Below are 18,754 nucleotides of genomic sequence, written 5' to 3'. Positions count from 1 at the left end.
GGGCACTGACAAAACTGGCTGGAACAGAAGCTATGTGGAAAACCCTGAAGTGCCAACGGCAACGGCAGACAAACAGAGGGATTAGCGCGCGGCAGCTTCAGCAGAATCGGCGGGCTTGGGCTCCTTCTCCCATGGCCAACGCCCGGTAATTTCCAGCTCCAGTGAAAAGCTGAGGAATGTCCGGATCAACACGATGATGGCCAGGACACCCACACTTTCAAAGGTGGGGGTGACGGCCACGGTGCGGATGATGTCGGCCGCCACCAGGAGTTCGAGTCCGAGCAGGATGGACCGCCCCAGTAACTGCCGGTACGAACGGTACACGGTCAGTTTTTCGGCGCCGGCAGGAAGCCTGCGGGGCTGGTGGCCCCGGACGGCCAACGGGATGGAAATCAGCGCCCCGATGACCATAACGGCCACGCCCGCAAAGTCCACGAACTGGCCGACCGTCTCAATGATGTGCCGAAAATCCACGTACCCTGCCTCATCTGCGCCGCGTCACGGTAGCTGACATTCAAAGGCCAGCCTACGGGTGGCGGACGCCGTTCCCGGCCAGAATGTCCCGGTAGCCCTCCCGGAAGGACGGAAACGTGAAGTTGAAACCGGTGCTTCGGAGAAGCCCGTTGCTGCAGCGCTTGTTTCCACCGCGGGCAGGTCCGGCGTCGCCCGCGGGCGGCTCTGCCAGGCCGAGTTCATCGGCGAGGTACCGCAGCACAGCTGCGAGATCGGCTGGATCGTCATCCACACCAACATAGACGGGCGCCGGAGCGGTACTCATGGTGGCCAGATGGACAATCGCAGCGGCAGCGTCGTCCCGGTGGATGCGGTTCGTGTAACGGGGTGCGTCCGGAATCACGGCCGAACCGCTGCGGACCTGGTCTATCAGCCGGGTCCGGCCCGGGCCGTAGATGCCGCCCAGGCGGAGGGCGATGCTGGTGGTGCCCGTCCCATGGAACCGCGCCTGCAGGAGTTCCTCGGCTTCCACCAGGATCCGGCCGGAGAATCCGCCAGGAGCCGGCGTCGTGCCCTCATCAACCCAGCCGCCGCGAGCGTCGCCGTAAACGGCCGTGGAGGAAACAAAAAGCACACGGCCCGGCGTCACGCCGTCGCGCTCCAAAGCGTCCAGGACGTTGCTGACGCCCCGCACGTACGCGGCCCGGTAAGCGTCCTCTGACGGGGAATCGGCAGCTACGGCAATAACGACGGCGGTGGTGTCCGCCGGAACCGGTGGCAGGTCGAGAGCGCTAAGGTCAGCCGCCACACCTTCGATGCCCGCTGGCAGTTTCGCAGGGGACCGGCGCCACCCCACCACGCGCTGACCCTGGGCCGCGAACCGCAAGCCCGCTTCCGTGCCGAGGTCGCCGCAGCCGGCCAGGAGGATTGTCATGGCCTACGGTGCCTCCACCGGGAAGAACACGCGCGGATCCTGCAGCAGCGCCGGGTACGTGAAGGCCGAGCGGTCAATGATCTCGGTAACCGTGAAGTTCCTGCCGAACCTGCCGTCGTCCAGCGTGATCGGCCGGCCCACCACCTGCCCCACGGCAAACTTGTGGCCGTGTTCGAAGGGGACGGCGACCGGCGTTTTCCCGGGAAGCGTGGCGAACGCCTCCTCCTGCGCCAGGCGCTTGCGCGTGGGCTTCTTCATCTGCGGCTTGGGCGGCGCCTTCCGCGGCTGCTTCGACGGCCGGCGGGACCCGTCGTCAATGTAGACAGGGGAGTACCCGTCATCGGGCTCGTCCGAGCCGGCGGCCGCGGCAGCGGGGAAACCGTGCACCGGCGGAAGCGCCACCGTGTCCAGGGTCTGGGGATCGACGTCGTGATGCGGGGAGCGGAGGATCCACAAAATGTCCCCCTCGGGTTCCTGCGGCAGGAACTCGTGCTTCGGCTCCGGCCAGATGTAGTCCATGTCCGGTACTGCATCCTCGAATACGGAGGTGTAGAACTTGGGTTCCTTGCGCACCAGCCTGGAGCGGTGGCTGAGGTGGAAATCGGGATCGCCGAGCCACGGCGGCATCGGAATCTTCGCGGCGTAGTCCGGGTGGGCTGCCTGCGGCGCGAATTCGGTGATGTTCTCACGCGTCTTATCCGGGTGTCCGCGCTTGGTCCATTCGTCCACCATCGCCAGCCCGTACATCGTCAGGGCCGGCACATAGCCCATCCACATCCGGATCGCCGGGTGGGTCTGCCAGCCATATCCGGGAATCACCAGGGCGCGCAGCGTCTGGAGCGCTTCGACACGCTGCTTGCCGAGACGGGCGGTATCCAGGGCAGCGGCGCTCTGCCGGAAATCGGGGTACGGGAGGAAGGTTTGCATCCCTTCAGTCTGACGGCAGCTTGCGGATGTGCCAATTACAGTGCCGGGCGCCACACAGGCAGCGCCGAAGTGTTCACATAGTGGACCTATGCATACGCCGGGTAGTTAAAACCACTAAGATCTCCGCAACACCCCACCGTTTTGGAAGCCCACTCATGACATCAACACCTGAAAAAACCGCCGGAATTCCCCACTCCTTCGCGCCCCGCTACGGGCAGATGCTGAGTCCGGAAGCAAAGGGCATCCTCGTCCTTGACGAATTTACCCTGGACCCCGAGATTGCGCGGAAAGACCAGCACCGTTTCCGCGATGGCATCGCCGCCGTCGCCCGGACGGTCCGCCGGATCGCAGCCCTGCGTGTGATCATCGCGATCGTGGCCATCGGCAATCTTCCACTGTTCCTGCTCTCCAGCGGGTGGTGGATTTACGGCGTTTCGCTCGCCCTGGTCGTCGCGGTGCACACCGCCGTCACTTTGCTGAACCGGCATGAGCCGCGCCTCAAGCAGCAGTCGGCGCTGGAGTTGCACATGCACCGGGAGAAGAGCGCAAACTACCGCAAGGTCCGCGACGCCGTGAAGTACATGATTGACACCCCCAGCCGCATGAACGAGCACCTGTACCTGGAGCTCCTGGCGGTCAAGCGCGTCGCCCTCAACCTGGCCCACGGCACCGTTGCCCTCCTGGACACCAGCGACGAGTCTGCCTGGAAGGTGCGGATCGTCCGCGAGATTCCTGCCAGCAGCTAGGGATTCTCAACAGCTTAAAAAGTACGACGCCGGCGCGCCCCTTCTGGGGGCACGCCGGCGTCGTTTTTGGTCAACGGAATTTGTCTATCGCCGACCTGTCTGGAGAGGCCGTGCCGGCCTCGGTCACTGCCGCCATGTTGCGGGCAGTGATTACGCGGGAAGCTGGATGACCTGTCCCTCGAAGACGAGGTCGGGGTCGGAAATGGTGTCGAGGTTGGCGTCGGCAAGGTGCTGCCAGCCGCCGTCGATCCCCAGTTTTTCAGCCACGATGCTCAAGGTGTCGCCCGCCTGGAGCGTGTAGGTGTCGCCGCTCAGGGCAACGTTAGTGACGTGCTTGGCGGCCGGAGCCGCGGCCGGGACTGCTTCGACGGGAGCGCTCTGCACGGGAGCACTCTGCGCCGGGGCAGCCTGGACTGGCGCCGCCTGGACGGGAGCACTCTGCACCGGCACACTCTGCGGTGCCACGCCGGTAGCGCCGCCGCTCAATCCGAGCTGGGCTGCGCAGGAGGGCCATGCTCCCCAACCCTGTGCTGCCTGGACCTGCTCAGCCACGGCAATCTGCTGTTCACGGCTGGCGTCCGATGCCGATCCCGTGCCGCCGTACGCTGCCCAGGTGCTGGGACTGAACTGGAGGCCGCCGCTATAGCCGTTGCCCGTGTTGATGGCCCAGTTGCCTCCGCTCTCGCACTGTGCCAGGGCGTCCCAGGTAGAAGCACTGGTGGTGGCGTTGGCCGCGGTTGCCGACAGTGCAAGCCCTGCGGCTGAAATGGCCACCACGGTGGCTCCACGGCGCGCGGCAGTACGGAATTTGGTGTTGTTCATGATGGTTATGCTCCTGAAGGCCACCTGCGCTGGTTCCGTCCCCGGAGATCATCGCGCCACTGCCCGCCCCTGACGAATAGAGGTCAATTTCGGTGGCTGCCTGCTGGGCAGTTCTGGTGGAGGCAGCACCTGGCATTCATGTCGCCCGCTGGCCGGGCATGTATTTCACGCTAGGACATAGCAGTGGCGTTATCAAATCGAGATTTTTCTGGGCGTTCTCTGGTAGTTCCCTGACCAAGCGCGGCAGCCAGGTAAGGTGCTGTGCGGCTTTCACGGGACTGCGCCACAACGGCGGGAGTGCCGGTGGCCATGATCTGCCCGCCTTTGTCCCCGCCTGACGGGCCAAGGTCGATAACCCAGTCAGCGCCGGCCACCACCGCCATCTCGTGCTCGACAACCACCACCGAGTTTCCGGCATCCACCAAACCGTGGAGCTGCGCCATCAACAATTCCACGTCCGCCGGGTGCAGCCCGGTGGTGGGTTCATCCAACAGGTACAGGGTGTGCCCCCGTTGCGCCCGCTGAAGTTCCGTGGCCAGCTTGATGCGTTGCGCTTCTCCGCCGGAGAGCTCCGTGGCGGGCTGCCCGAGGCGGAGATAGCCGAGCCCCACATCCTGGAGGCTTTTGAGGCTCCGCGCCGCGGCAGGGACCCGGGCCAGGAACTCCGCAGCAGCATCCACCGTCAGGGCCAGCACTTCGGCCACAGTCTTGCCCCGGTACTCCACCTCAAGCGTTTCCTGATTGAAGCGGGACCCGGCACATTCCGGGCACGGGCCGTAGCTGCCGGGCAGGAAAAGCAGTTCCACCGCCACAAAGCCCTCGCCCTGGCAGACCTCGCAGCGGCCGCCGGCAACGTTGAAGGAGAACCTGCCGGCACCGAAGCCCCGGTCCTTGGCTTGTTGAGTTGCGGCAAACTCCTTGCGGACCGCGTCAAAGAGTCCTGTGTAGGTGGCCAGGTTCGAACGCGGTGTCCGTCCGATGGGTTTCTGGTCCACTGTCACCAGGCGGTCGATGCAGTGGTTCCCGGTAACGGTTGCTAAGGCCAAGGGGTCGTCGGCTTCCCCTGCCTCAACGGGGGACTTGAGTCCTGAACCCACCACCTCACCGAGCACCCGGCTCACCAGAGTGGACTTCCCCGAGCCGGATACACCGGTGACTGCAGTCAGGACGCCAAGGGGAAAGCGCGCATCGAGTCCGCGCAGGTTGTGCCGGCGGACGTCCTTCAGCTCCAGCCATCCGCCGGGCTCCCGGGCCTGCCTTGTTGGGGCGGCGCCTGGGACCTGCGGCAATGCGTCGCCGAACAGGAAGGGCCTGGTGACTGAAGCGTCGATGTCAGCGAGCCCCGGAACGGGTCCGCTGTAGAGCACCTCGCCGCCGCCTTCGCCGGCACGGGGGCCCACGTCCACAAGCCAATCGGCCCGGCGCACCACATCCATGTTGTGCTCCACTACGAACACCGAGTTGCCTGACGACTTCAGTTGTTCCAGCACGTCCAGGAGAGGCTCGGCGTCCGCCGGGTGGAGTCCAGCCGAAGGTTCGTCCAGCACATAGATCACGCCGAAGAGGCCGGACCGCAGCTGTGTGGCGATCCTTAGCCGCTGCATCTCGCCCGGCGACAACGTGGGAGTGGCCCGGCCCAGGGCCAGGTAGCCCAGCCCGAGATCCAGCAGGACAGTGAGGCGCTGGAGCAGGTCCCGGGTGATCGCCACTGCAACCTCATTCGACTCACCGGTGAGCTGCCTGCGCGAGGCCGTACCGGCGTCGTGCAACTCCGAGGTGGGACGGACAACCTCGGCAAGGTCCGCCATGGGAAGGCGGTTGAGTTCCGCGATGGTCCTGCCCGCGAACGTGACGGCCAGGGCCTGCGGCGTCAGCCCGGTGCCCGAACAGCGCGGGCACGGCCCCGACTCCATGTAGGCAAGCACCCGTCCACGCATCGCTGCACTCTGCGAGTCTGCCAGCGTGTGGAGCACGTAGCTCCTGGCGCTCCAGAACCGCCCCTTATAGGGCTTGGCAACCCGGTCGCGCTGCGGGGTCACCTCAACCACGGGCTGTTCCTCGGTGAAGAGTATCCACTCCCGGTGCTTCCTGGGCAGTTTGCGCCACGGGATGTCGACGTCGTATCCCAAGTGGGTGAGGATGTCCCGCAGGTTCTTTCCCTGCCATGCCCCGGGCCAGGCAGCGACGGCACCGTCGCGGATGCTCAAGGACGGGTCGGGGACGAGCGATGACTCCGTGACGGTATGCGCGGTTCCCAGGCCGTGGCATTCGGGGCAGGCCCCGGCGGCTGTATTGGGGGAGAAGGCATCCGAGTCCAGCTGGGTGCTGCCTGCCGGGTAGGTGCCGGCCCGGGAAAAGAGCATGCGCAGGGAATTGGAGAGCGTGGTGACCGTTCCCACCGTGGACCGGCTGCTGGGGGCGCCACGCCGCTGTTGAAGCGCGACGGCGGGCGGCAGGCCGCTGATCAGCTCCACCTTGGGATTGTGCCCCTGTTGGATGAGACGGCGTGCATAAGGGGCGACCGATTCGAAGTAACGGCGCTGGGCCTCGGCGTAAATCGTGCCGAAGGCCAGGGATGACTTCCCGGAGCCGGAAACTCCCGTGAAGGCCACAATCGCGTCCCTCGGAACATCCACGTCCACGTTGCGGAGATTGTTTTCGCGGGCTCCGCGCACCCGGACAAAGCCATCGGCTGCGTGGGCAGGAACTGGATACTGCAGGTCATCAGCGTGCTTGGCGTTCTGCATTGGTTCGACTCTAGTGGCGTTTACCGGACAGGGCATTATCCTGACCGGATGGATAACTTTGCAGGCGGTACTGCCGTGCCTGAAACCGAACCCGATGCAGCTGAGCCGGAGGTGTCCTCCAAGCCCCTCCCGGTGGCCGAATTGCACCTTCATATCGAGGGGACCCTCCAGCCGGAACTGATCTTCGCGCTGGCGGAGCGGAACGGCATCACGCTTCCTTATTCAGGATTGGACGAGCTGCGGGCGCGGTATGAGTTCACCGACCTGCAGTCGTTCCTCGACCTTTACTACGCCAACATGGCCGTGCTCCAGACCGAACAGGACTTCGCGGACATGACCCGCGCCTACCTGGAGCGCGCAGCTGCTGCCGGTGTGCGGCACGCCGAGATCATGATGGACCCGCAGGCCCACACATCGCGGGGCATTCCGCTGGAGACCTGCGTCAACGGCGTCGCCTCCGTCCTGGCCACATCGCAGGAAGAGTTCGGGATCTCCACCCTGCTGATTGCAGCCTTCCTGCGCGATCTTTCCGAAGAGTCTGCGCTTGAAGTATTCGACGGCCTGATGGCGATGAACGCCCCCATCGCCGCTGTGGGGCTGGACTCAGCTGAGGTGGGCAATCCGCCGTCGAAATTCGAGCGGCTCTATGCCAAAGCCCGGGAAGCCGGCCTGCGGCTCACCGCGCACGCGGGCGAGGAGGGGCCGCCGTCGTACATCGTTGAGGCGCTGGACATCCTGGGCGTAGAGCGGATCGACCATGGCATCCGTTGCATGGAAGATCCCGACCTGGTGGAGCGGCTCGTGGACGCGCGGATCCCGCTAACCGTCTGCCCGTTGTCGAACGTGCGGCTCCGTGCGGTGGACACCCTGGCTGACCACCCGCTGCCCGCCATGCTCGCCGCGGGCCTGAACGTCTCCGTCAATTCCGATGACCCCGCCTACTTCGGCGGCTACGTGGATGACAACTTCAGCCAGCTGGACGCGGTGTTCGAACTCTCCGATTTCGACAAAGCCAGGCTCGCGGCAAATTCCATCCACTCGTCGTTTGCCTCAGAGGAACGGAAGTCTGAACTGCTGGCCGAGCTGAACGGACTTGAAGCGCCGCAGTGACGCCCGCTGTGTCCCAGACAACAACCGCGCCGACTTGCCGCTAAACTTGGTGCCGCAGGCGTGTCCGGAGGGGTGCAGGGCGGAACCTGTGGAATCACTCCGGGGTTGTGCAGCCAGCCCTACACCCGATACTCCAGGCTCACTTGTCGGAATTTCCGCTTCATAGTCGGTCACGACACGCAGAGTTAACCAATTCAAGTCGCGCGATGTAACGGGCAGTTGGCAAGATGCCTAAGACCGATCGCTTTTATAAAAGGGGAATCATGGCCAAGTCCACCGCAGAAAACACCTTCCTTCGACTCAAGACCGTTTTGGATGTCCTGACCGAAGGTGTGTGGTCCGGTGATGCACTGAACGCGGGGCAGGTCCTCGCGGAGGCTACGGCACGCGTGCCGTTCAACGAGCACGAAGCCGAACTGCTCAGCGGCGGGATTCCCCGCGGGCACAAGACGCTGACTTCCGCCACCGCCAAGCTCGTCAAGGCGGGCTGGCTGGTCAAGGGCCGCTCCGGCTGGACAATCACCGAGGACGGCATGCGTGCCACGGTGGCCTACCCGGACGCTGTGTCCTTCGCTACCGCGCTCGACGCCGGCACTCCTGTTCCTGCCGACATTCCGGTTCCTGCGGCTCCCGCAGGGTTCGTCCGTAAGACCACCGCTGTTGCTGAAGTTCCGGCGCCGGCCGCCAAGACGGAAACCAAGAAGACCGCCCGGAAGACTCCTGCCAAGAAGGCCGCCGCGGCTGTGGGCAAGGCTGCCAAGGTCATCGAAGACGCCGTTGAGCCCGTGGTGAAGGCAGTTCGTAAGGGCAAGGCTCCGGCCAAGGCTGATGAGGCTGCCGCTGCAGCCGAACCGTTTGAGGGCCCGGATGTTGAGACGCTTCCGCAGCCTGAGGCAGTGGCTGTTGCAGGCGACTTCAACACCATCCTTGGTGCGCCCGAAAACTGGGCTCCGCAGTACGACGAAGCGCAGATGGAGTTCGACTTCCTGGATCAGCTCTGGAAGAAGACCGCTGAACTGCCGGCCGGCCACTACACCTTCAAGATCGCCCTGAACCGGTCCTGGAGCGAAAACTACGGCGCCTTCGGCACCTTCGATGGCCCGAACCACGAGCTGTACCACGACGGCGGCACGGTCACCATCCGCTACAACCACAGCACCCGCGACATCACCATCAACTAACCGTTCCGCCCTCCCAACTGGCTGACAGTTAACGTCGCGAAAACCCGTTTTTCGAAGCGTTAACTGCGGCTCAGTTGGGAGGCTTGGTTGTTGGACAGTGCCCTCGAGAATTCCTGGGCAGTAAGCGGGCGAAAGAGGGGCAGGCACTATGGCGAGGCACGCAGGTTCACCGTCCGAAGAGCCTGATCCGTCAGACGCGGATGCCGGGGCTGTGCGGCTGACCGCCCGCGTTTTTGGCGTGGTGCAGGGTGTCGGGTTCCGCTACTGGACCATGGGCAAGGCAGAAGAGCTCGGCCTCAGCGGCGAGGTGAAGAACCTCGACGACGGTTCGGTCGCCGTAGTTGCTGAGGGGCCGCAGTGGAAAGTCCATGAACTCCGGGAATGGTTGAACTCGAACCGGACCCCCGGGCGGGTGGAACGGGTGGAGGACTCCATCTCCGAAGCTGAGGGAACTTTTCGCGGCTTTAATGCCCGCTGACACCGCCACACAGGATGAGCTTCGTCCCGGCGGGCCTCATTCCCTTGGGCTCAGCCCGATGAACGCGCCCAGCTCCTCCAGGGCTGCGGGCCGGTGCGGCATGTAGCTGGTGAGCTCGGGGGAGCGGATGATCACGGCCCGCCACTGGCCACGGGAGACCGCCACGTTGATGCGGTTCCTGTTCAGCAGGAACTCGGCGCCGCGGGGTGCCTCGCTGACGGCAGAGCAGGCCATCGAGACAAGCACTACCGGCGCCTCCTGGCCCTGGAACTTGTCCACGGTCCCTACCCGGACGTCCGCCAGGCCGTCCTCCTCAAGGGCCTTCCGGATGAGGTGGACCTGGGCGTTGTAGGCGGCAACTACCAGCAGGTCTTCCTGGCCTAGCGGACGGGACTCACTGTCCTGGCCGGGCGTCCACTTCAGCCCCAGGTGCCGGCGCGCCTGGCGGACCACTTCAGCCGCTTCCTCCTTGGACGCGGTGGCGTTGCCGCTGTGGTTGACGAAGACCGTTTCCACCCCGGGCGGCAGCTGTTCGAGCTGGCGCAGCGAGGCCGCCGGTGCAGCCTGGAGCTTTCCCTCATAGCTCAGCTGCGAGACGGCGCGGCACAGCTCAGGATGCATCCGCCAACTGTCCGCCAGGAAGTAGCCAAGGCTGGCCGGCAGCGTGGCGTGCCCCGCAGCCAGCCACCCCAGCGCCGATTCGTCCACGGGTTCCGGGTGTGCCCCCTGCGTGACCTGCGGCAGCTGCTGGGGATCACCCAGCAGCAGGAGCCGCTTCGCCGCGCGGGAAACAGCCAGGGTGTTGGCCAGTGAGAACTGCCCGGCCTCGTCGATAACCAGCAGGTCCAGTGAGCCGGCCGGCACCTCCTTGCCTGTCATGATCCAGCTGGTACCGCCCACCAGGCAGCCGCCGGGGGAGGACAGGAGCCGTGCAACATCGCCTTCGGCGGTGGCCTGCCACGGAACATCGTGCGGGGACATCAGCTTCTTGGCCACATTGGACGGATCCACCCCGCCCTGGGCGATGGCACAGCAGAGCAGGTTTTCGATCACATTGTGCGACTGGCCCACAACGCCGATTTTCCAGCCTTCACTTACCAGCCTGCCGATGACGTGGGCACCGACATAGGTCTTTCCCGTCCCCGGAGGGCCCTGGACGGCGAGGTAGGAGCGGTCGAGGTCGCGGACGGATTCGGTGATCGCCGCGGCGTAATCGGCAGAACCGTCAGGGGCGTGCGGGACGTCCACGGGTTGCTGCAGTGTCCGGAAGCGCGGGGATCGCTTGCGCAGGATGTCGAGTCCCGGATGGGCCGGCAGCGAAGGCACTGACGCTCCGACGCTGGCGGCAATTTCGGCGATGGCAGCTTCGATGCTGTCCGTAGGGATCGGCTTGTCTTCTGTGAGCGCCACCGGCAGATGCGGGTAGGCGGCAACCTTGCCGGTCTCCCGCTCGGTGATGGTGATGAAAGTGTGCTCCGGATTGTCCGGAGCAGGCGCGACCTCACTGATCTTGGTCGCGAAGGTATACGCCCGCGAACCGGGAGCGGCGTCAGGAGCGGCCATCCCCTCAGGGGGAGGGGAATCGTAGAGCCGGCACCACTTCGAGCCAGCTTTGAAGTCCGAGCCCTCCGTCATGGTGCCGCGCAGCCGAAGGACCCTTGTCCGCATGCGTTCCCGCGGCTTGGCCACCGCCCATTCCGAGGTAACTTCCGCCGAAGACACCACAAAAACGTTCCGCTGGTCAGACCAGTTCTCGATAGGTGCTTCCACCCGGTCGAAGTGCTGCCACCAGAACTGCTTGCGTTCGCGGCGGTGGTAGCCGGTAGCCGCGGCAACCATGGCGATGGCGCGTTCATCATCGGTCCAGGGGCGGGTGTCCGGCAGCCCGGCCAAGTATTCGCGCAGCCGGCGCTCTTCGGGAGTTTCAGCAGCCCCGGCAATCTGGTCCGGTGCTGCCGGGCGTTCACCCGGTTCAGCCACTGATGAACCGGCCCGTGCTCCCGGAACAACCGCTTCGGCGGGCGACGTCCCGGCTGGCCCGGCGATCTCCAGCAGCCAGTCGCGCAAACGAAGCGTGGACAGGCAGTCGTACCGGTTGTAGTCGGAGATGGACGCCAGGATTGCCGCCGCTTCCGCCTCGTTACCCGCATCACGGGCCGCGCAGTATGCGGCGTAGGCGACCACGGAGGCACCGGCGTCCTTGACGTCCCCGGAGCGGAGGTTGTCTCCCATGTACAGCGGTTCGAGCTTCTTGATGGAGTACGATGCTTCGGAAATGCGCAGGGATTGCCGCACAGTGGCGTAGAGGTTCACGAGAAGGCCTTCCCGAAGCCAGGTGTCCACGGTGTCCTCACCGGCCTGGTGCGCCAGGGAAAGGTTCCGCAGGGCAGTCTTTTCGTAGGCGGCATAGTGGTACACATGCATGTCCGGATAGCGGGCCCGGCGCTTCTCCACGTAGCCCAGGAAGTCGAGGAAGGCCCGGCGCTCTTCTGACCGGGAGTGCGCCCAGAACGGACGGAAAACAGGATCACCGGAATGCCCGGCAACCGGTGCTTCGATCACCCCGAAGAGGTACTCGATACCCCATACGCCAGTGGCCGGGTCCTGCCAGAGCGGATCGCCTTCGAAGTCGAAGAAGATGTCGCCCGGGCTCGGCGCCGGGAGCGCCCCAATGCTGTTCTCCGGCAGGACCGTGAAGGAAACGGTGTGGGGCTGGCCGTCTTTGGTGAATGTCCTGGATCCGGCGGGTGCATCCAGGCCCAGCTGCATCCGCGCCTGCGCCCTGAGCCGGACCATGGAGTTCCGCGCCTCCTCAGCAGGCATGGCTGCGAGCTGGTCGATGGTGGTGATTCCGGCGGCATGCAGCTTCCGGCGCTGCACCACCGACATCCCGGCCACCATCAGCAGGTCCCGATGCTCCTGTACCTGTTCGGCGCAATAGTCGCAGCGGCCGCAGTGGACGATTCCGGCCTGCTGCCATTGCACGGTGGCATCAGCGGCGCGGTGCTCCGCTGTGAGCTGGCGGAAGCGCCGGCGTCGTTCGCGGAAAACAGGCAACAGGTCCGGAAGGGAGTGGCTGCTGCGCAACCAGTCATCACCCACCCGGGTTCCCAGCACGAGGGTCACGGTGGGGGAGGGCTCCAGGCCCATCCCGAGGAGCTGGTCCCCGTATGCCGCGAGTTGCAGCAGGGCACCTACTTTGGCATGCCTGGCCAGCTTCGTATCCCAGACTTCGTAACGCCCGGGGCTGCCGGTACCGGCGGCCTCATTGACGAGGAAGTCTGCGTAACCCAGGAATTCGCCGTCGAAGAAGGTGGCCTGGAAAACGACGTCGGCACCGGAGCGCAGCGCGAGCTCAGTTTCCGCGTGCTTGGCCTGGAGCTCCCCGCGCAGGTTCTGCCCGCGTTCAAGCGAGTACACACCCGCACCGCGGCTGGCATCCCACTCGCCGTACTTGGCGATCAGGCTGGCAAGGACGGTCTGTTCGTGCTTGTCGCCCAGTTCGCCGGCGCGGACCTGCATCTCGTCCGCTGCGAAGTCGGCTTTGGGGGACCGGCCCAGTTTTTCGTCCAGGACCCGGAGCGTGCGGTATTCACACTCGCTGGCCGCCACCAGATCGCTGGCAGAAAACACCAGCTCCGGCGGCGCGCCGGCAGCTGCAGCTTCGAGCAAAAACACAGGGCCTCCCCATCGACAGCCGGGCTGTGATCCTTAGCCAAAGGACGCTTCCTTTGGCCTTAGAACCAACCTAGCAAGGGGCACCGACAATCGGCCGGTCAGCCCTTCGCGTCCGCGCGCACTTGGGCTTTGTCATGCTCGATGTGAGCCTTCCGCAGCAGGTCCAGGAACTCGGTCTCGTTGCGGATGAGCCGCTTGTACTTCTCCGGCAGCTTGCGGATCTGGTCCTCTTCGCGGCACATCTTCGCGAAGAGCTTGTCCCGCTCCACCATGTCCGTCTCGTAGTTGAGGTCCAGGTACTCGGTGGCGTGCCGCTTGGCACCGGAGACAGCGTTCTTGGCCTTGCCCTTGGGGCTGAAAATAGATGCCAGCACCGTGACCACCAGGACGCCGAGGATCACGCTCAGGGACACCCCGGTGCTGACTTCCACCACGTTCACGTGTTCGCCGTCGTTGATGAACGGCAGCGTGTTTTCGTGCAGTGCGTGCAGGATGAGCTTCACGCCGATGAAACCCAGGATGACGGCCAGGCCGTACGAAAGGAAGATGAGCCGGTCCAGGAGTCCGTCGATCAGGAAGAACAGCTGCCGCAGGCCCATCAGGGAGAACGCGGTGGCGGTAAAGACGATAAAGACGTTCTGCGTCAGGCCGAAGATGGCCGGAATGGAATCCAGCGCAAAGAGGATGTCCGTACCGCCGATGGCTACCATCACCAGCAGCATCGGAGTGAGGACGCGCTTGCCGTTCTCCATGGTGAAGAGCTTGTCGCCGTCGTAGTGTTCCGACGCCGGCAGGAACTTTTTGGCGAGCCGGACCACCAATCCTTCGGAGTCGTCGTCGTGGCTGTTGGGGCGCAGCAGGTTGCCGGCGGTGATAAGCAGGATCAGCCCGAAGATGTAGAACACCCAGGCAAAGCTGTTGATCAGCGCGGCGCCCAGGAAGATAAATGCCGTGCGGGCGATGAGCGAGAAAACGATCCCGAACAGCAGCACCTTCTGCTGGTCCGCCCGGGGGACGCGGAAACTCGCCATGATGATGAGGAACACAAAGAGGTTGTCCACGGAGAGCGCCTTCTCCGTGACGTAGCCGGCGAAGTATTCTGTGCCCATCGTCGGCCCGCCGAACACCAGCACACCCAGCCCGAAGAGCAACGCGATGCCCACGTAGATGGCGGACCAGGTGGCGGATTCCTTCAGTGACGGCGTGTGTGCCTTCCGCACATGGAAAAAGAAATCGAAAGCCAGCAGGCCAACAATCCCTGCAATGGTCAACGTCCAGACATAAGAAGGTACTTCCACGCGCCGGGCCTTTCGTCGTCAATGTCTTCCCAGCCTACCGAAAGCATGCTTACCTAAGCAGGCCGCAGGAGTTCATGCTCGACGACGGCGGTACGGGACAGCGTCTTGTACCCTTCCTGTTCAAACAGGACGGTAATGACGTCGTCCTCGTGCCGCATCACCAGCCCCGGACCCCACTCCTTGTGGATCACGGCGGACTGCAGCGGGAATGGTTCGCCGCCACTGGAGGCGGACTGCCCAGCGGCAACCTTCCCGGCCGGAACCTTCCCTACCGATCCCGGCCCGCCGGCGTCGGACGTTTCCTTTGCCGCAGGCAGCCCAGCTGTTTGGTTCGCGGCCTCGGCGCAGGCGTCGCAGTTGCCGCACGGCTCCGGCAGTTCCTCGCCGAAGTACCCCAGCAGGAACTGCCGCCGGCAGCCGTCAGTCTCGGCGTAGGCACGCATCATGGTGAGCCTGGACTGGTCCACTCGCTGCCGGGCCTCGGCCAGCTCGACGGCGCGCTGCACCAGTGCGGGCAGTTTGGCTTTGGAGGCCAGCCGGATGCCGCGCTTGCCGGTTGTGACCGCGCCCGCCTCCTCCAGCTGGTTCACAATTCCGGTGACCCGGCGCGCGGGGAACCCCGTCAATTCAGCAAGGGACGTTTTGGGAGCCGGTGCACCAGCGGCTTTGAGGACCTTCAAGACGGCCAGCAGCCGGTCCGGATCGGGGGAGTGGGTACCGAAGAACTTCCGCAGGCCAAGGTCCTCAGCGCGGTAGTGCAGCACGGCGGAGGCGGGGTCCCCGTCGCGGCCCGCCCGGCCGATCTCCTGGTAGTACGCGTCCAACGACTCGGGAATGTCCGCGTGCACCACAAAACGCACATTCGGTTTGTCGATGCCCATTCCAAAAGCGGTGGTGGCGGCCACCACGTCCAGCTGGTCGTCGAGGAACAGTTCGTGGATGCGCTCCCGGTCGGCGGCGGACCGGCCGGCGTGGTACGCCTCGGTCCGGAGTCCTTCCTTGGCCAGCTTGGCTGCGTACTTCTCGGTGTCCTTGCGGGTAGCGGCGTAGAGCAGGCCCTGCCCCTGTTCACGGGCCAGCGCCGTGACCTGTTCCAGCACGGCCTTGCGTTTGCCTTTGTCCTCCTGGTGCCGGACCACATCGAGGGTGATGTTGGGCCGGTCGAAGCCGCGGACCAGGACCAGCGGGTCCCTCATGCCCAGCCGCTCCACGATCTCATCGCGCACGGGAGGCGACGCGGTGGCAGTCAGTGCCGCCACCGGCGGATTGCCCAGGTGTTCGCGGACGTTGCCCAGGTTGAGGTAATCGGGGCGGAAATCGTGGCCCCATGAGGAAACGCAGTGGGCCTCGTCCACCACGAAAACGGCCATGTCCAGCTTGCCGATCCGGTCCACGGTTTCCTGCTTGGCGAGCTGTTCGGGGGCGAGGAACAGGAAGGCCGCCTTGCCGGTCTCCGCGGCATGCCACGCGGCCTCCAGCTCCGAATCGCTGTGGGAGGAGTTGATGGCGACGGCGGCCCCGTCACCCAGTTCGGCGGACAGCCCGTCCAGTTGGTCCTCCTGCAGGGCAATCAGCGGTGAAACCACGACGGCGGGCCGTCCCGTGGTGTTCTTCAGGTGCAGGGCAGCGACCTGATAGATAGCGGATTTCCCATAGCCGGTGGGCATCACCGCCAGGACGTCGCGGCCGCCGGCAAGGGCAGCCATGCCAGCCAGTTGGCCGTCACGGAGGTGGGGAAGGGAGAAAGAAGACGCCGCCAGGGCGGCGAGGGCATGATCGTCGGACATAAACAGCGGCTCCGCACAGTGGATCCTGCGGCCGGTTGCTTCAGCCGAGGTAAACAGCCTAGCGCGGCCGGGACACGCCGTCGTCGGTGTCCGGGGCTATGTGGACAAACCGGCGGTCTTCTTATGCACACCCCGCCGCTGTCCTTGACTTCCCGGCCATCTGTGAACAACTGTGGAAGCAACTGGACCCAGAGCACTTGCACTGTATTTTCGGGGCCGGCAAAGCGAGGAGGATGCAGCGTGGTGCGCAAAAATCCGAAGGTCGAAGAGGCGGACGAATCCGAGCTTGAGGTGAGCGGACACCCCAAAACCTGGGCCGCCGGCGTCCCCGGGGTCTACCACTCCATGAAGCCCGCGCTGGAGCACATGGGCCTGGAGCGGTCGCGGAAAACCCTGCTGGCGCTGAACCAGAAGGACGGGTTCGACTGCATGAGTTGCGCCTGGCCGGACCCGGGCCACCGCAAGACGTTCGAATTCTGCGAGAACGGTGCCAAGGCAGTCACCTGGGAGGCCGCGCCGGTGGTGATTGGCCCGGAGTTCTGGGCTGAGCATCCGGTCAGCGGGCTCCGGGAGAGATCAGAATACTGGCTGGGGATGCAGGGACGCCTCACACAGCCGGTCTACAAGCGGGCCGGTGCGGACCATTACCGGCCCGTGGGTTGGGACGAGGCGTTCGGGATCATCGCGGACAAGCTCAACTCGTTGCCGAGCCCTGACCAGGCAGCCTTCTACACCAGCGGCCGCACCTCCAACGAAGCAGCGTTCCTGTACCAGCTGTTCATCCGCGCATACGGCACCAACAACCTGCCGGACTGCTCCAACATGTGCCACGAGTCCTCCGGCTGGGCGATGGGCCAGACCATCGGCGTGGGCAAGGCCACGGTCTCCTACAACGACTTCGAAAAAGCGGACCTGATCATCATCCTGGGCCAGAACCCCGGCACCAACCACCCGCGGATGCTCACCGCGCTGGAGGAAGCCAAGGACGCCGGCGCGCAGATCGTTGCAGTCAACCCGCTGCCGGAGGCGGGCCTGATGCGCTACAAGAATCCGCAGCGGGTGAAAGGCATCGTTGGGCACGGCACCGAGCTGGCCGACCAGTTCCTGCAGATCCGGCTCGGCGGTGACATGGCGTTGCTGCAGGCAGTTTCCAAGCGCGTCCTGGAGGCCGAGGCCGCAGCGCCGGGGACGGTGCTTGACCATCAATTCCTTGAGGAACATTGCCAGGGCCTTGAGGAACTGAAGGCACACCTTGCCACCCTGGACGAAGCCAGTGTCCTTGAGGCGACGGGCCTGCGCTCCGAGGAGATCGACGAACTCGCGGACCGGTACTTGCGGGCGGACAAGGTGATCATCACCTGGGCCATGGGCATCACCCAGCACAAAAAGGCCGTGGCCACCATCAAGGAGATCATCAATCTGTTGCTGCTGCGCGGCAACATCGGCAAACCCGGCGCCGGCGCCTCACCTATCCGCGGACACAGCAATGTCCAGGGCGACCGCACCATGGGTATCTGGGAGCAGATGCCGCCGGCCTTCCTTGACGCCCTGGGCAAGGAATTCAGCTTCGATCCGCCGCGGGAGCACGGCGCGGACGCGGTGGAAACCATCCGGCAGATGCGCGACGGCGGCATCAAGGTCTTTGTGGGCCTGGGCGGAAATTTCGTGGGCGCCATGTCGGACACCCACGCGGCCGAGGCCGCGATGGAGCGCACCGAGCTGTCGGTCCAGATCTCCACCAAGCTCAACCACTCCCACGCCGTGACCGGCGCCGAGGCGTTGATCCTGCCCACGCTGGGGCGCACCGAGATTGACCGGCAGGAATCCGGGCCGCAGTTCGTTTCGGTGGAGGACACCGTCTGCGCTGTCCACGCCTCCCACGGAACGGTTGAGCCGGTGGCGCCGGGGCTGCTCTCTGAAGTGGCGATCGTCAGCCGGTTGGCGCGGCGTGTGCTGGGGGACCGGATCGCTGCGGACTGGGCGGGCTTCGAAAAAAACTACGACCTCATCCGGGAGCACATTTCCCACGTGGTGGTGGGCTGTGAGGACTACAACCGGAAGATCCGGCAGGAGGGCGGCTTCATCCTGCCCAACGGGCCCCGGGACTCGCGCACCTTCCACACCCCCACGGGCAAGGCCGTGCTCACGGTGAACGAACTCGAACTCGTGGAACGCCCGCCGGGCACCCTGATCCTGCAGAGCATGCGCTCGCACGACCAGTTCAACACCACCATCTACGGCCACAACGACCGGTACCGGGGCATCAAGAAGGGCCGCGAGGTAGTGTTCGTGAACCCGGCAGACCTCACCGAACTGGGGTTCGAGGACGGGCAGCACGTGGACATCTGGGGTGTCTACCCGGACAACGCCGAGCGGGTCCTGCGGAACTACCGGGTGGTGTCCTACCCCACGGCCCGGGGATGCGCCGCCGCCTACTATCCGGAGGCCAACGTCCTGGTGCCTCTGGAAAGCGTGGCCGAGGGCAGCCAGACGCCCGTGTCCAAGGCCGTGATCGTGAAGCTCGAGCCGGTTCTGGTCCTCGAAGAGGAGCCGACGGCGGCGGGGTAGCCGGCGGTTGAGCTCGCCGAAGCTG

General features: G+C 65.1%; 13 protein-coding genes. 5 read left to right on the top strand and 8 right to left on the bottom strand.

Annotated elements, in window-relative coordinates:
- Positions 1-81 precede the first annotated feature (81 nt).
- The 3 genes from ARTSIC4J27_RS15860 to ARTSIC4J27_RS15850 are packed head-to-tail and all read right to left on the bottom strand — an operon-like array spanning position 82 to position 2,314.
- A complete protein-coding gene (locus ARTSIC4J27_RS15860; RefSeq protein WP_050056160.1) occupies positions 82-474 on the bottom strand; it encodes a DUF1622 domain-containing protein in 393 nt (130 codons plus the stop codon).
- 52 nt (positions 475-526) lie between these two features.
- On the bottom strand, positions 527-1,387 hold the full coding sequence (locus ARTSIC4J27_RS15855) for an SDR family oxidoreductase (RefSeq protein ID WP_050056159.1): 861 nt from the start codon (positions 1,385-1,387) through the stop codon (positions 527-529).
- Positions 1,388-1,390: 3 nt separating this feature from the next.
- Positions 1,391-2,314, bottom strand: a complete 924-nt coding sequence (locus ARTSIC4J27_RS15850; protein WP_050056158.1) for an MSMEG_6728 family protein — start codon at positions 2,312-2,314, stop codon at positions 1,391-1,393.
- 155 nt (positions 2,315-2,469) lie between these two features.
- On the opposite strand from ARTSIC4J27_RS15850, the gene ARTSIC4J27_RS15845 reads away from it, so the two are divergent.
- On the top strand, positions 2,470-3,060 hold the full coding sequence (locus ARTSIC4J27_RS15845) for a hypothetical protein (RefSeq protein ID WP_050056157.1): 591 nt from the start codon (positions 2,470-2,472) through the stop codon (positions 3,058-3,060).
- A gap of 150 nt (positions 3,061-3,210) precedes the next feature.
- On the opposite strand, the gene ARTSIC4J27_RS15840 is transcribed toward ARTSIC4J27_RS15845, so the two are convergent.
- Both ARTSIC4J27_RS15840 and uvrA read right to left on the bottom strand, forming a co-directional pair.
- A complete protein-coding gene (locus ARTSIC4J27_RS15840; protein WP_050056181.1) occupies positions 3,211-3,882 on the bottom strand; it encodes a LysM peptidoglycan-binding domain-containing protein in 672 nt (223 codons plus the stop codon).
- A 170-nt stretch (positions 3,883-4,052) separates the two neighbouring features.
- Positions 4,053-6,629, bottom strand: coding sequence for an excinuclease ABC subunit UvrA (gene uvrA / locus ARTSIC4J27_RS15835; RefSeq protein ID WP_083435504.1), 2,577 nt, complete (start codon positions 6,627-6,629; stop codon positions 4,053-4,055).
- Positions 6,630-6,677: 48 nt separating this feature from the next.
- On the opposite strand from uvrA, the gene ARTSIC4J27_RS15830 reads away from it, so the two are divergent.
- From ARTSIC4J27_RS15830 to ARTSIC4J27_RS15820, 3 genes are all read left to right on the top strand, one after another.
- Entirely contained in the window at positions 6,678-7,739 is a 1,062-nt protein-coding gene (locus ARTSIC4J27_RS15830) for an adenosine deaminase (RefSeq protein ID WP_200900842.1), read from the top strand.
- 263 nt (positions 7,740-8,002) lie between these two features.
- Positions 8,003-8,920, top strand: a complete 918-nt coding sequence (locus ARTSIC4J27_RS15825; RefSeq protein ID WP_050056155.1) for a pullulanase X25 domain-containing protein — start codon at positions 8,003-8,005, stop codon at positions 8,918-8,920.
- 148 nt (positions 8,921-9,068) lie between these two features.
- Positions 9,069-9,398 (top strand): acylphosphatase, encoded by a 330-nt coding sequence (locus tag ARTSIC4J27_RS15820; RefSeq protein WP_083435503.1) that lies wholly within the window; start codon positions 9,069-9,071, stop codon positions 9,396-9,398.
- A gap of 36 nt (positions 9,399-9,434) precedes the next feature.
- On the opposite strand, the gene ARTSIC4J27_RS15815 is transcribed toward ARTSIC4J27_RS15820, so the two are convergent.
- The 3 genes from ARTSIC4J27_RS15815 to ARTSIC4J27_RS15805 form a co-directional block, all read right to left on the bottom strand.
- Positions 9,435-13,076 carry a TM0106 family RecB-like putative nuclease gene (locus ARTSIC4J27_RS15815; protein WP_050056154.1) on the bottom strand — a complete coding sequence of 1,214 codons (3,642 nt, stop codon included), beginning with the start codon at positions 13,074-13,076 and terminating at the stop codon, positions 9,435-9,437.
- 98 nt (positions 13,077-13,174) lie between these two features.
- On the bottom strand, positions 13,175-14,374 hold the full coding sequence (locus ARTSIC4J27_RS15810) for a TerC family protein (RefSeq protein WP_050056153.1): 1,200 nt from the start codon (positions 14,372-14,374) through the stop codon (positions 13,175-13,177).
- A gap of 53 nt (positions 14,375-14,427) precedes the next feature.
- On the bottom strand, positions 14,428-16,161 hold the full coding sequence (locus ARTSIC4J27_RS15805; protein ID WP_050056152.1) for a RecQ family ATP-dependent DNA helicase: 1,734 nt from the start codon (positions 16,159-16,161) through the stop codon (positions 14,428-14,430).
- Between the two features lie 240 nt (positions 16,162-16,401).
- Between ARTSIC4J27_RS15805 and ARTSIC4J27_RS15800 the strand changes: the two genes are divergently transcribed.
- The gene (locus ARTSIC4J27_RS15800; RefSeq protein ID WP_050056151.1) at positions 16,402-18,729 is read left to right on the top strand and encodes an FdhF/YdeP family oxidoreductase; all 2,328 of its coding nucleotides are present in this window, start codon (positions 16,402-16,404) and stop codon (positions 18,727-18,729) included.
- Positions 18,730-18,754 lie beyond the last annotated feature (25 nt).

Source organism: Pseudarthrobacter siccitolerans (assembly GCF_001046895.1).
GTDB lineage: Bacteria > Actinomycetota > Actinomycetes > Actinomycetales > Micrococcaceae > Arthrobacter > Arthrobacter siccitolerans.
This window is presented reverse-complemented; position numbering and strand designations above follow the sequence as displayed.

Excerpts from the sequence above, each read along its gene's own strand:
- ARTSIC4J27_RS15830 (WP_200900842.1), top strand. The coding sequence starts at position 6,678 with ATGGATAACTTTGCAGGCGGTACTGCCGTGCCTGAAACCGAACCCGAT.
- ARTSIC4J27_RS15805 (WP_050056152.1), bottom strand. The coding sequence starts at position 16,161 with ATGTCCGACGATCATGCCCTCGCCGCCCTGGCGGCGTCTTCTTTCTCC.
- ARTSIC4J27_RS15855 (WP_050056159.1), bottom strand. The coding sequence starts at position 1,387 with ATGACAATCCTCCTGGCCGGCTGCGGCGACCTCGGCACGGAAGCGGGC.
- ARTSIC4J27_RS15845 (WP_050056157.1), top strand. The coding sequence starts at position 2,470 with ATGACATCAACACCTGAAAAAACCGCCGGAATTCCCCACTCCTTCGCG.
- ARTSIC4J27_RS15820 (WP_083435503.1), top strand. The coding sequence starts at position 9,069 with ATGGCGAGGCACGCAGGTTCACCGTCCGAAGAGCCTGATCCGTCAGAC.
- uvrA (WP_083435504.1), bottom strand. The coding sequence starts at position 6,629 with ATGCAGAACGCCAAGCACGCTGATGACCTGCAGTATCCAGTTCCTGCC.
- ARTSIC4J27_RS15825 (WP_050056155.1), top strand. The coding sequence starts at position 8,003 with ATGGCCAAGTCCACCGCAGAAAACACCTTCCTTCGACTCAAGACCGTT.
- ARTSIC4J27_RS15850 (WP_050056158.1), bottom strand. The coding sequence starts at position 2,314 with ATGCAAACCTTCCTCCCGTACCCCGATTTCCGGCAGAGCGCCGCTGCC.
- ARTSIC4J27_RS15840 (WP_050056181.1), bottom strand. The coding sequence starts at position 3,882 with ATGAACAACACCAAATTCCGTACTGCCGCGCGCCGTGGAGCCACCGTG.